11 protein-coding genes are annotated in these 12,468 nt (G+C 72.0%); 7 read left to right on the plus strand and 4 right to left on the minus strand.

Features of this window, described 5'->3' with window-relative positions; all coding sequences use genetic code 11:
- The first annotated feature begins 53 nt into the window (after nt 1-53).
- The 5 genes from IEZ11_RS25820 to IEZ11_RS25840 all read left to right on the plus strand — a co-directional run bounded on the left by IEZ11_RS25820 (nt 54) and on the right by IEZ11_RS25840 (nt 5,496).
- The gene (locus IEZ11_RS25820; protein ID WP_189265262.1) at nt 54-1,250 is read left to right on the plus strand and encodes an exo-beta-N-acetylmuramidase NamZ family protein; all 1,197 of its coding nucleotides are present in this window, start codon (nt 54-56) and stop codon (nt 1,248-1,250) included.
- 124 nt (nt 1,251-1,374) lie between these two features.
- Complete coding sequence (locus IEZ11_RS25825; RefSeq protein ID WP_189265263.1) at nt 1,375-2,364, plus strand: GNAT family N-acetyltransferase; 990 nt, start codon at nt 1,375-1,377, stop codon at nt 2,362-2,364.
- Complete coding sequence (locus IEZ11_RS25830) at nt 2,361-3,674, plus strand: ABC transporter substrate-binding protein (RefSeq protein WP_229713354.1); 1,314 nt, start codon at nt 2,361-2,363, stop codon at nt 3,672-3,674. Before IEZ11_RS25825 ends, IEZ11_RS25830 begins: the two co-directional genes overlap by 4 nt.
- Nucleotides 3,668-4,630: a carbohydrate ABC transporter permease gene (locus tag IEZ11_RS25835; protein WP_189265264.1), complete on the plus strand. Its 963-nt coding sequence runs from the start codon at nt 3,668-3,670 to the stop codon at nt 4,628-4,630. Before IEZ11_RS25830 ends, IEZ11_RS25835 begins: the two co-directional genes overlap by 7 nt.
- Nucleotides 4,627-5,496: a carbohydrate ABC transporter permease gene (locus tag IEZ11_RS25840; protein ID WP_189265265.1), complete on the plus strand. Its 870-nt coding sequence runs from the start codon at nt 4,627-4,629 to the stop codon at nt 5,494-5,496. Before IEZ11_RS25835 ends, IEZ11_RS25840 begins: the two co-directional genes overlap by 4 nt.
- Nucleotides 5,497-5,958: 462 nt before the next feature.
- On the opposite strand, the gene IEZ11_RS25845 is transcribed toward IEZ11_RS25840, so the two are convergent.
- Nucleotides 5,959-6,564, minus strand: coding sequence for a GOLPH3/VPS74 family protein (locus IEZ11_RS25845; RefSeq protein ID WP_189265266.1), 606 nt, complete (start codon nt 6,562-6,564; stop codon nt 5,959-5,961).
- Between the two features lie 232 nt (nt 6,565-6,796).
- Here IEZ11_RS25845 and IEZ11_RS25850 point away from each other — a divergent pair, with 232 nt between their 5' ends.
- Nucleotides 6,797-7,684, plus strand: coding sequence for a PaaX family transcriptional regulator (locus IEZ11_RS25850; protein WP_189265267.1), 888 nt, complete (start codon nt 6,797-6,799; stop codon nt 7,682-7,684).
- Nucleotides 7,685-7,834: 150 nt separating this feature from the next.
- Here IEZ11_RS25850 and IEZ11_RS25855 read toward each other — a convergent pair whose 3' ends face one another.
- Together IEZ11_RS25855 and IEZ11_RS25860 are read right to left on the minus strand one after the other, a co-directional pair.
- Nucleotides 7,835-9,331, minus strand: a complete 1,497-nt coding sequence (locus IEZ11_RS25855; protein ID WP_189265268.1) for a sensor histidine kinase — start codon at nt 9,329-9,331, stop codon at nt 7,835-7,837.
- A complete protein-coding gene (locus IEZ11_RS25860; protein WP_189265269.1) occupies nt 9,328-10,053 on the minus strand; it encodes a response regulator transcription factor in 726 nt (241 codons plus the stop codon). Before IEZ11_RS25860 ends, IEZ11_RS25855 begins: the two co-directional genes overlap by 4 nt.
- A 394-nt stretch (nt 10,054-10,447) precedes the next feature.
- Between IEZ11_RS25860 and IEZ11_RS25865 the strand changes: the two genes are divergently transcribed.
- Nucleotides 10,448-10,966, plus strand: coding sequence for a transglycosylase SLT domain-containing protein (locus IEZ11_RS25865; RefSeq protein ID WP_229713355.1), 519 nt, complete (start codon nt 10,448-10,450; stop codon nt 10,964-10,966).
- A 33-nt stretch (nt 10,967-10,999) separates the two neighbouring features.
- On the opposite strand, the gene IEZ11_RS25870 is transcribed toward IEZ11_RS25865, so the two are convergent.
- The gene (locus tag IEZ11_RS25870) at nt 11,000-12,451 is read right to left on the minus strand and encodes a purine-cytosine permease family protein (RefSeq protein ID WP_189265270.1); all 1,452 of its coding nucleotides are present in this window, start codon (nt 12,449-12,451) and stop codon (nt 11,000-11,002) included.
- Between the last annotated feature and the right edge of the window lie 17 nt (nt 12,452-12,468).

The following is a 12,468-nucleotide window of genomic DNA, read 5'->3' on the forward strand; positions in this document are numbered from 1 at the left end:
GTAAATTCCCGACCGTTGGTTGAGAGAGGTGTCACCGGCGGACGGGGCAAGGGATGAGCACGGACGACCGCGGCACGGTGACGACCGGGATCGCACGGCTGCACGCGGCGCCCGGACTCGCCGGTCCCGGCCGCTTCGGGCTGGTGACCAACCACACCGGTGTCCTGCCCGGCCCGCGCCCGGCCGCGCCCGCGCTGCTCGCGGCCGGTGCGCCGCTGGTCGCCCTGTTCGGCCCCGAGCACGGACTGCACGGGACCGCCCAGGCCGGCCACAGCGAGACCGCCCGGACCGACCCCGACACCGGGCTGCCGGTCCACGACACCTACCGGTGCGACGGCGAGCGGCTCGACAAGCTGCTGATCGACAGCGGCGTCGACGCCCTGGTCCACGACCTCCAGGACATCGGGGCCCGGTGCTACACCTACGTGTGGACCATGTTCGACCTGATGGTTTCGGCGGCCCGCACCGGCATCCGGTTCGTGGTCGCCGACCGGCCCAACCCGCTCGGCGGACTCGTCAGCGAGGGCCCGCTGCTCGAACCGGCGTGGGCCAGCTTCGTCGGCCGAGCCCCGATCCCCGTCCGGCACGGCCTCACCTGCGGCGAACTGGCCCGGCATCTCAACGCCGCGGCCGTGCCCCGGGCGGCGGGCCGCGCGGCCGACCTGACGGTCATCGAGACCCTCGGCTGGCGGCGCGCCATGGACGCCACCGCCACCGGCCTGCCCTGGATCGCACCCTCGCCGAACATCCCGACCCCGGCCACCGCCACCGTGTACCCCGGCACCAGCCTCTTCGAGGGCACCAACCTCTCCGAGGGCCGCGGCACCACCCAGCCCTTCGAGATCGTCGGCGCCCCCTACCTCGACGCCCGGTTCGCCCCCGCGCTCGCCGAACTCGCCCTGCCCGGCGTGCACTTCCGCGACGTCAGATTCGTACCGGCCTTCGACAAGCATGCCGGACGGCCGCTGCGCGGGGTCCAGCTCCATGTCACCGACCGCGCGGCGTTCGCACCCGTACGCACCGCCGTCGCGATGCTCGCCGTGCTGCGCCGGCTGTACCCGGACGACTTCGCCTGGATCACCACGGACGGTGGCACCGAGGGGACCGGCCACCGGCACTTCGTCGACCTGCTGTGGGGGTCGGACCGGCTGCGGCGCGCCGTCGACGCAGGCGACGACCCGCTGCCGCTGTGCGGACCGCCGGCGCCGCCCGCCCGATGGGCCGGCGACGACGCGCTGCTCTACCCCTGAGCGCTCTACCCCTGAGCGCTCTGCCCCTGAGTGCTCTACCCCTGAGAGCTCTGCCCCTGAGTGCTCCGCTCATGAGTGTTCTGTTCTTGAGACCCGCCGCCCCGATCGGAAGGACACCCCGTCGATGACCGATCTCACGACTCGCACGACGACGGCTCGGGCCGGGATCCGCGGCTTCCGCGCGGGCGACGGACCGCAGGTGGTGGAGGCATGGCGGCAAAGTGCCCCGGCCGACCCGATCACCTCCGGCCGCTTCCGCTCCCTGGTGCTGCTCGACCCCAACTTCGACCCGGCGGGGCTGCGGGTCGCCGTAGACGGCGGGCGGGTCGTCGGCGCCGCCCACGCGGTACGCCGGCTGACCCCGCTGGCCGGCACCGACCTGGAACCGGAGCAGGGCTGGATCCCGTTCTTCTTCGTCGCCCCGGACGCCCGCGGACGCGGCCTCGGCCGCCGACTGCTGACCGAGGCCCTCGACTGGCTGCACGGCCACGGCCGTACCCGGGTGGACTTCTCCTCGTACACCCCGAACTACGTCTTCCCCGGCCTGGACGCCGAGGCCTACCCGGAGGCGGCCGGGCTTCTCGACTCCCTGGGCTTTCGCACGCTGTACGAGGCCGCGGCGATGGACCGCGTCCTGGTCGGCTACCGCCTCCCGGAGGACATCGCGCTCCGGGTGGCCGAACTGACCGCACGGGGCTACCGGTTCACCACCCCGTCCGACGACGACCTGGTGGACCTCCTCGCCCTCGCCGGGGGCCACTTCGGGCCGGACTGGGCGGGCACGATCCGGGCGTGTCTGACCGCGGGCACCCCGCTCGACCGGATCGTCGTGGCCCGCGACCCCGGCGGCCGCATGGTCGGCTGGGCGATGCACGGCGCGTTCGACTCCGTGGACGAGCGGTTCGGCCCGATCGGCGTCCTGGAGGAGATGCGCGGCACCGGACTCGGCGAAGTCCTGCTCCACCTGGTCCTGGAGCGGATGCGGGCGCTGCGCGCGCACTCCGCGTGGTTCCTGTGGACCGGCGCGCAGTCCCCGGCGGGCCACCTCTACCGCAAGAGCGGCTTCACCACGACCCGGGTGTTCAAGGTGATGCGCCGGGAGACCGCCCGGTGACACCGTCACCGAGCCGGTCGCTGAGCCGCCGTCACTTCGCGCTCGCGCTGCCCGCGGCGCTCCTCGCCACCGGCTGCGCCGCCCCGCACCGGGGGACCGGACGGCCCGGCGATCCGGTCGTCCTCACCCTGCTCTCCCACTACGCGAGCGGGGAGCTGAAGAAGGCTCTCCAGGGGCCGGTGGACGAGTGGAACGCCCTGCACGACCGGGTCAAGGTGCAGACGAAGGCCGTCGAGTTCACCGACCTGCTGACCACCTTCATGGTCCGGCAGGCCGCGGGCCAGGGCACCGACATCCTGCACCCGTACTGCCTGTGGAACGGCCAGCTCGTCCGGGCCGGAGTACTGCGCCCGGCACCGCCCGAGCACGCCGAGGAGATCGGCCGCGGCTACGGCACCGCCGCGGTCGGCTCCGCGTCGGTCGAGGGCAGGGTCTACGGCTACCCCACCGAGATGCAGACGTACGCCCTCTACTACAACAGACGGCTGCTGCGCGAGGCCGGCGTCGAGGGCCCGCCGCGCACCTGGCGGGAACTGGAGGACACCGCGTACCGCACCCTCCGCCGGGACCGGTACGGCAACACCCTGGTGCAGGGGTTCGGCCTGTCGACCTTCGACGACTCCACGACCGTCGGCCAGACCCTCGCGCTGCTCAGCGCCGCCGGCGGACGGTTCGTCTCGGCGGACGGCAGGAGCACCGCCATCGACTCGCCGGCCGGCCGCGCCGTCCTCGACCTGGAGCGCCGCCTCGTCGACAAGGGCGCGAGCGCCCCCGGCGTCAACGTCTACCAGGCGTTCGCCTCCGGACAGGTCGCCATGGTGATCAGCGCCGGGTGGTGGACCGCGAACCTCAAGGCGCTGATGGGCACGGCCTACCGGGAGGTCGGCGTCGCCCCCGTGCCCCTCCCCGAGGCCGACGGCAGGCGCGCCACCCTCTCCACCGGCTTCATGCTCGGCGTCAACACCGCCAGCCGACACCCGCGCGAAGCCTGGGAGTTCCTGCGCTGGCTCAACTCCGAGAAGGTGCGCGGCGCGACCCGGATGAGCGCCGTGCAGGCGTCGGTCGGCTCCCTGACCGGGCGCGCCGACGACATGCGAACGCTCCTGGGCGCGGGCGGCGACCCGAACCTGCACCCGTTCCTGGACGCGCTGGCGTATGCCGTGCCCGAACCGAACACGCCGGGCGCGCAGCAGGCCAAATCGCTGCTGCGCAAGAACATCGAGGCCCTGTGGACCGGTCAGCAGTCGGTCGACGAGGCCCTGCGCAGTACCCGCCGCCAGGTCGACCAGGAGGTGTCGCGGTCATGGTGAACGCCACCCTGGCACCGGAGCCCACCGAGCGGGCGGCGCCCGACACGTCCGCCGCCGTCGGAATCCGCGTCCGCGCCCGGCACCGGCGCCGCCAGGCCGTCGTGGCCTACCTCTTCCTGGCTCCGACGCTGCTGTTCTACGCCGTCTTCCTCGTCCTGCCGCTCGGCTTCGCGGTGCTGCTGTCCACGTCCCGCTGGGCCGGGTTCGACCTCGGCGACATCCACCCGGTCGGCCTGGACAACTTCGCCGGCCTGTTCGCCGACGGCTCGACGTTCCTGGCGCCGATCCTCACCAACACGCTGCTGTTCGCCCTGGGCACCCTGGTCCTCGCGCTCGCCGGCTCCGTGCTCGTCGCCACCTGCATCGACAAGCTGCGGTTCCAGGGCCTGTGGCGCACCCTGTACTTCCTGCCGATCGTCACCACCGTCGTGGCCGTCGGCAACGTGTGGAAGTACATGTACCAGCCGGGCGGCCTCGTCAACGGCGTCCTCAACGCCGTCGGGCTCGGCTCGGTGGCGTTCCTCCAGGACCCGGACACCGCCCTGCCCTCGGTGGTGGTCGTCCAGGCCTGGGCCTCCGTCGGTTCGGCGATCCTGGTCCTGACCGCCGGGCTGAAGTCCATCCCCGAGTCGTACTACGAGGCCGCCGCCCTCGACGGCGCCGGACCCGGGACCGTCTTCTGGCGGATCACGCTGCCGCTGCTGCGGCCGTCCCTGCTGTTCGTCTGCGTCACCCAGTTCCTCACCGGGCTGCAGTCCTTCGCGCTGATCATCGTGATGACCAAGGGCGGACCGGGGGACGCCACGAACGTGGCCGCCCTCGAGATGTACCGGCAGGCCTTCTCCTACGGCGACTGGGGCGCCGCCAGCGCCGCCGCCTTCGTGCTGTTCGCGGTGGTCCTCGCGGTCACGCTGGTCCAGTTGTGGCTCTTCCGGCGCAAGGGGGAGGACGCATGATCCGCCGCCGTTTCCCGTGGCTGTCGTATCTGCTGGTCGGCACCGGCGCGGTGCTCACGGTGGTGCCGTTCGCCGACATGCTGATGACGTCCTTCAAGGGACCGGACGAGGCCGGCACGCTGCCGTACCGGTTCCTGCCGAGGGCCTTCGACCTGTCCAACTACCGGGCCGCGATCCAGCAGCTCGATCTGCCGGTGCTCTTCCGCAACAGTGTCGTCGCCACCGCCATGATCACCGGTTCGGTGCTGCTCACTTCGTCGCTCGCCGGCTACGCGCTCGCCAAACTCCGCTTCCCCGGCCGGGACTTCGTCTTCCGTCTCGTGCTGTCGACGATGATGTTCCCGCCGTTCCTCTTCTTCGTCCCGCACTTCCTGATCCTGGTGCACTGGCCGCTGGCGGGCGGCAACGACCTGCTCGGGCGTGGCGGGGCGGGACTGACCGTCAGCATCGTGGCGCTCGCCATGCCGTTCCTCGTCAGCAGCTTCGGGGTCTTCCTGACCCGCCAGTTCATGGTCTCGATCCCCGACGAGGTCCTGGAGGCCGCGCGCATCGACGGCGCCGGCGAGTTCACCGTGTGGTGGCGGATCGTCGTCCCGCAGACCAGGCCGGTCCTGGTCACCCTCGGCCTGCTGACCTTCGTCGACGCCTGGAACGAGTACATCTGGGCGCTGCTGGTCTCGACCGCCGACCCGGACGTGATGACCCTGCCCGTCGGCATCCAGTTCCTCCAGGACCACGTCGATCCGACCCGGACCCTGCCCATCGTCATGGCCGGCCTGGTCCTGAGCGTCCTGCCGGTCCTGGTCCTCTTCCTGCTGCTGCAGAAGCACTACATCAGGGGCGTCATGCTCAGCGGCCTCAAGTGAGGGCCGCCCACGTCATGCGCGGGAGCGGCCGGACAGCCCCTGCGGCTCTCCGGACGAAGACGCCGGCGGACCCTGGTACGGCCTGAAGAACACCGCCTTCGCCGTCGGTGTCAGCGCGGCCTGCAGCGTGCCGGACGAGCCGACCGGTCCGTACCTGTTCAAGGACGACCAGGACGTGCTCCGCCGCACCGGCCAGGAGAAGACCACCTCCGGGCCCGACAGCCGGACATCGGCCCGGGGGATCGACGGCGTCTTCGCCGAGGGAGTCGGCGACGCCTGCCGGGTCCCCGGCGGCACCGGCGATCTGTACGTCCTCAAAGGGCGACCAGTACGTCCGGGTGCGCTGACCTGGGCACCGGCGCGCGGGACGGGCATGAGGCCCGCGCGGATCGTCCGGCGCGGGCCCCTGCGAACGGCTCGGTACGGCCGGCCGGTGGGTGGATCAGCCGCGTGCGGCGACCGTCACAGGCCGCGCCAGACGTTGTCGAAGGCCGCGTCCTCGATCTCCCGGCGCTGCCGTACCGCGGCGAGCTCCGTCACGGCGTCGCCCACCGCGGCCACCACAGTCACGGTCGCCTCGGGAGCCGTACCCGTGAGGTCCCTGGCCGGCTCGTCGTGGATCCCCACGGCGGCCGCGAGGGCGGCCAGCACGGGCTCGCCCGTCGCCCAGCGTTCGTGCGCCCGGACCCGCTCGGGCGAGTCGGCCGGCTCCGTCCGTCCGGTCGGCAGCGACAGCCAGCGCCGCCGCTGCCGGGTGACGGTCCCGTCCGTCTCCAGGGCGTCGAGATAGACGGCGCCCAGGCCGCGCCCGCGCCGCCACAGCCAGTCCTCGACCGACTCGTACGGCGTCTCCCGCCGCAGTGCCGCCATCGCCTCGTCGAGCAGTCGGTCATCCGTCCCGCCCGCGGTGGCGGGCACGATGAGGTCGCCGTCGAGCGTGGCCGCCCCGGCGTCGAGGAGATCGACCAGTTCCGCTCCCGCGAGCGCCAGCGAGAGGTCGCCCTGTTCGACGGGCCGGCCGGCGGCGTCGTACACGGTGACGAGGAACAGGTCCCGGGGTGTGGTCATGTCGGACTCCCCAACAGAGACGAAAGAGGCACCAGCGGTATAGGGGTATCAGACGTATGGGGGACAACGGTGGCGCAGATGAATACGGCGCCCGCGTCGCGCGTCCGGCAGTCTCCCGCCCTTCGGCCGGACGGGGCCTCCGAGCCTTGATCCGCGCCGTCGGTGGGGCTCCCACGCGCGCGATAGGCTGCTCCGCGATCAGTGGGGCGACTTCGGCCGGAGGCGGATGGGCATGACAGCGCACGTCGAGCCGTCGTCCGCCGTCGGCGCGGGCGGCCGGGACAGCCGGCTGGGCCCGCTGATCATCACCCTCTTCGCGCTGTACGCGCGCGGTGAGCGCAACTGGCTCTCCGTCGCCTCCGTGATACGCCTCATGGCCGACCTCGGTGTGGAGGCGCAGGCCGTGCGCTCGGCGGTCTCCCGGCTGAAGCGGCGCGGGGTGCTGCACGGCGAGCGCCACGAGGGTGCCGCCGGGTACGCCGTCTCCGGCGGCACGCTGGAGGTGCTGGAGGACGGCGACGTGCGCATCTTCGAGCGGAACCGGGCCGCGGCCGGCGACGGCTGGCTCGTCGTGGTGTTCTCCGTGCCGGAGTCCGAACGCGACAAGCGGCACGCCCTGCGCACCGCCCTGACCCGGCTGGGCTTCGGCACCGCGGCGCCCGGTGTGTGGGTGGCGCCCGGCATCCTGGCCGACGAGACCCGCCGCACCCTGCAACGCCTCGGCCTGACGCCGTACGTGGACATCTTCACCGGCGACCACTTCGCCTTCGGTGACCTCTCGGCGAAGGTCCGCGAATGGTGGGACCTGGAGGAGCTCAGCGCGCTCTACGCGGACTTCCTGGAGCGGTACCGGCCGGTGAGCGAGCGCGCGGCGGCGGGCGCGATCCCCGCCCGCGAGGCCTTCGGGATCTACCTGCCGATGCTCACCGAGTGGCGCCGGCTCCCGTACCGCGACCCCGGGCTGCCGCTGTCCCTGCTGCCGCCGGGCTGGATGGGCGAAACCGCCGGCGCGCTCTTCGAGGAACTCGACAAGTCACTCCGGGAACCGGCCCGCGCCCACGCCCAGGCGGTCATGCACCCCGGCCAGGCCATCCGGCCTGCCGACCCCCGGCCGATCTGACGACCCCCGCCACACCCCGCCGACGGCGCCCGGCAGGGAGCCGTCGGACCTGGTGGGTGTGACGATCCGTCTCACGGCGTCCCCGGCTGCCGGGCCCGCGACAAGGACGCCGCCCGGAGCGGTGCCCGTGTCGGCGGCGGGCGCGGTGGGTCAGGCCGGCGTCGGCGGCGGGGCGGTGGCGTCGGCGAGCGGCAGGGTGACGGTGAACCGGGTGTCGCCGGGTGCGCTGTCCACCTCGACCCGGCCGCCGTGCGCCTGGGTGATCGCGGCCGTGATGGCCAGCCCGAGACCCGCACCGCCCGCACCGCCCCCGGCGCCGGGGACGCGGGAGCGGGAGGCGTCCCCCCGGGTGAAGCGGTCGAAGACGGTCGGCAGGAGGTCGGCCGGGATGCCCGGACCGTCGTCGTGCACGCGGATCGCGCAGTGCCCGTCCGCGGCCCGCACCGTGACGGTGATCCGCGTCCCGGCGGGGGTGTGCACCCGGGCGTTGGCCAGCAGGTTGGCCACCACCTGGTGCAGCCGGGACGGGTCGCCGGTCACCGTGGCGGGCGCGTCGAGGCGCAGCACCAGCTGCCAGTGGTGGTCCGCCCCCGCCGCCCGGGCGTCCCAGACCGCGTCCCCGACCAGGGTCGCCAGGTTCACCTCGGCGGCCTCCAGCGGTCGGCCCTCCTCCAGCCTGGCGAGCAGCAGCAGGTCCTCGACCAGTCCCGTCATCCGCGCCGACTGGTCGGAGACCCGGCGCCAGGCCAGCTCCGGTTCGATCTTCCGGGTGTCCACGCCCATCAGCATCAGCTCGGCGTACCCGGCGATCGAGGCGAGCGGGGTGCGCAGCTCGTGGCTGGCGTCGGTCAGGAAGCGCCGCATGTGCTCCTCGGCACGCTGGCGCTCGGACAGGGACCACTCCACGTGGTCGATCAGCCGGTTCAGCGCGACGCCGACCTGGCCGACCTCGGTGCCCGGATCGGTGTCCGGCGCCGGCACCCGGGTGAGCCCGCTGACCTCGCCCCGGTCCAGCGGCGCGTGCGAGACCTCGACGGCGGTGGCGGCGACCCGCCCCAGCGGCCGCAGCTGGCGCCGGATCGCCACCGCCGACACCGACCCCGCCAGGACCAGCCCGATCCCGGCGATACAGGCCTCGATCACCACCAGGGAGTCGATCATCTGCCGCACGCCGTCCACCGGCAGCCCGGCCAGCATGGCGGTGCCGCCCTCGCTGACGGCCGTCAGCCGGTAGTCGCCCAGCCCCGGGATCGTCCGGGTGTGCAGGGTCCCGTCGGCCGGGATGCCGTCGAGGGCGGCGCACTGGGCCGCGGTCAGGGAGCGCGGGCCCTCGTCCGTCACCACCTCGGCCGTGGTGATCCCGTCGCTGTCCATGAGGGCGGCGAGGGTGCCGGTGTGCTGGCCGCGCTCGTTGAGGAAGCCGAGACTCGCGCCGGGCGGCCCGTGCTGCCGGCCGCCCTGGCTGTGCTCCGCGGCGTCGGTGACCCGCTGGTCCAGGTCCCGGATCAGGTAGTAGCGCTGGACGAGCACGGTGGCCAGGGCCATCGCCGTGCAGACGGCGGCCAGGGTGAGGGAGTGGACGAGGACCATCCGGGCCCGCAGCGAGCGCCCGCGGAGCCGGGTGAGGGCCCGCCGGACGGCCGTCATGCCTCGTCGTCCGCCGGCCTGATGACATACCCGGCGCCGCGCACGGTGTGGATCATCGGCCGGCGCTCCTTGTCGATCTTCGCGCGCAGCCCGTAGACGTACACCTCCACCAGGTTGCCCCCGCCGTCGAACGAGCTGTTCCAGACGTGGTCGAGGATCTGCGTCTTGCTGAGCACCTGGCGGGGGTGGTCCATCAGGTACCGGAGCAGGTCGAACTCCTTCGCGGTGAGCGAGATCGGTGTACCACCCCGGTGCACCTCCCGGGTCCGCTCGCCCAGCACCAGGTCGCCGAGGACCCTCACCCCCTCCTGTGCGGTGTCCTCGCCGGCCCCGGCGCGGCGCAGCAGCCCGCGCAGCCTGAGCATCACCTCCTCCAGGGAGAAGGGCTTGGTCACGTAGTCGTCGGCGCCGGTGGAGAGCCCGTCGAGCCGGTGCTCCACCGCGTCCCGGGCGGTCAGCATCAGCACCGGCATCCTGGCGTTCTCGTACCGCATCCGGCGCAGCACCTGGATCCCGTCCAGGTCGGGGAGCATGCCGTCCAGTACGACGGCGTGCGGCCCGCAGGCACGGGCGGCGCGCAGCGCGCCGTACCCGTTGTGCGCCACGAACGGCTGCCAGCCCGCAGCGCTGACGGCCACCGAGAGCAGTTCGGTCAGTTCGGGCTCGTCGTCGACGATCAGCACCCGGATCGCACTGGGTGCCGGTGTGGGGGAGTCGGCCATGGACGGATGCTCTCGCGGCGGTCTGTACGTGAGCTGTGGAGCGTGCCCCGACCTCGGCCGTGGGCCCCGAAAAGGGCCCTGAACGCGTGACGCCCCCCATAGGAGCCACATCACATCCTATCCGGCATCGTAGGAACGGAACGCCGTGAACTGGATAGAAAGCACCTATTAGTGAGCATTTCGGTCATTCATTACGAACTCGGGTAGTACGTCACATCATTGCGCTCGGGTCCGGCCGCCGCTAACCATTGCTCTCGTCGCCGGGAGACGGGCGACGGGCCGAGCGGAACTCCGCCGGACCCGCCCACTCCCGCCGGTAGTACGGGCTCCGCCCACCGCCGCCGCGCACCGCGGCCGGCGCCGACGCCGTCCCCCACCGGAGAGTTGCATTCGCATGACCATGACCACTCGCACCCGCATCGCCCGCCTGCGCACCCTCGGCCTCACCGGCCTCGCCACCACGGGTGCCGCTGCCGCCGCCCTCACCCTGATGCCGGCGAACGCACAGGCTGCCGAAATGACGCAGGCGCACACCTCGACCGCGGTCACGGCCACCGGCGACAACAGCCACACCGCTGCCAAGTCCGGCTACGCCAACAACCTCGACGGCTGGATCAAGCAGTCCCTCCAGATCATGAAGGCCAAGGGCATCCCGGGCAGCTACGACGGCCTCAAGCGCAACATCATGCGCGAGTCCGGCGGCAACCCGAGCGCCCAGAACAACTGGGACGTCAACGCGCAGAAGGGCACCCCGTCCAAGGGCCTGCTCCAGGTCATCGACCCCACCTTCAACGCGTACCACGTGGGCGGCACCGCCCACAGCGTCACCGACCCGGTGGCCAACATCACCGCCGCCGCCAACTACGCCGCCCACCGGTACGGCTCCATCGACAACGTCAACTCGGCCTACTGACCTGACGTCGACCGGCCGGACCGGAGCGCGGTCCTACGGCTCGCGGTGCTCGTGCGCCGCCTGCTCCAGGGCCGCGGCCTCCGCCTCGGCGACACGGGTCTCCGCCTCGACGTCGATCGACCGGGTCAGCAGCCAGTACAGCAGCGCCGACACCGGCAGGCCGATGAACAGCGAGATGTCCGCCCCGTCCAGGGCCTTGGCGGCGGGGCCGACGAAGAGCGTGCCGACCGAGAAGAACGGGATCATGACCGCGAACCCGACCAGGTACGAGATGATCCCCTGCCAGCCCCAGCGGCCGTAGATGCCGTTCGGCTTGAAGATCTCGGCGATGGCGTAGTGCCCCCGGCGCACCACGTAGTAGTCCATCAGGTTCACGGACGTCCACGGGATGAACAGGTACAGCACCAGCAGCAGGAAGTTGTTGAAGTTCGTCAGGAAGTCGGACGTCGCCGCCAGTGCGCCGATCAGCGAGAGCGCCGCGGTCACCACGAGGGTGACCAGGCGCACGGCCAGGGTCGGCCGGACCCGTTTGAACGAGTCGATGGCGCTGATCAGGGTCAGCGAGCCGCCGTACATGTTCAGCGCGGTGACGGAGACCAGACCCAGCGCCGAGAACAGCAGGACGATCGCGCCGAAGCCGTCGAAGACCTTGTCGCCGGCGGCGTTGATCGACGGGATGGTGTCGAAGCTGTCGCCCGCCCAGGCGGCCAGCAGTGTCCCGAGCACCATCAGCCAGATGCCGCCGAGCGCCGAGCCGAAGTAGGTCCAGTAGAACGTCTTGCGGACGGTGACGTCCGGCGGCAGGTAGCGCGAGTAGTCCGAGACGTAGATGGCCCAGCTGATCTGGTAGCCGGCGACCACGCCGAACTGTGCCAGGAACGGGGTGACCTTGAAGGCCCCGAGGTCGAAGGAGCCCGCCGGGTAGTGCAGGGTGACCAGGATGCCGACGGTGAAGATCCCGAAGATGACCAGGAACGTGTAGGTCAGGAACCGCTCGGCCTTGTGGATGATGTCGTACCCCACCAGCGCCACGACCAGTGCGACGACGGTGACCACGATCACCCAGAGCTGCACCCCGCCGTGGATCGTGGTGTCCAGCGCCTGGCCGGCCAGCACGGTGTTGAACACGTTGAAGCCCGCGTACTGCACGTAGGCGAACAGCCACACCAGCAGCGCCCCGACATAGCCGAACTGCGGGCGGGACTGGATCATCTGCGGCAGCCCGAGCTGCGGCCCCTGCGCCGAGTGGAACGCCATGAAGAAGGTGCCGATCAGGGTGCCCGCGACGATCGCCAGGAGCGACCAGATCAGGTTGCCGCCCTCCGTGATGCTGATCAGCCCCACGGCCAGGGTGGCGATCTGCGCGTTGGACATGAACCACAGCGGTCCCAGATGCCACAGCTTGCCGTGCCGCTCGTCCAGCGGCACGTAGTCGATGGACCGGACCTCCAGACCGCTCACCCGCGGTTCCGCCGATGTGCTCATGGCACCTCCCAGAGGCC

This window comes from Streptomyces fuscichromogenes, assembly GCF_014645815.1.
Lineage (GTDB): Bacteria > Actinomycetota > Actinomycetes > Streptomycetales > Streptomycetaceae > Streptomyces > Streptomyces fuscichromogenes.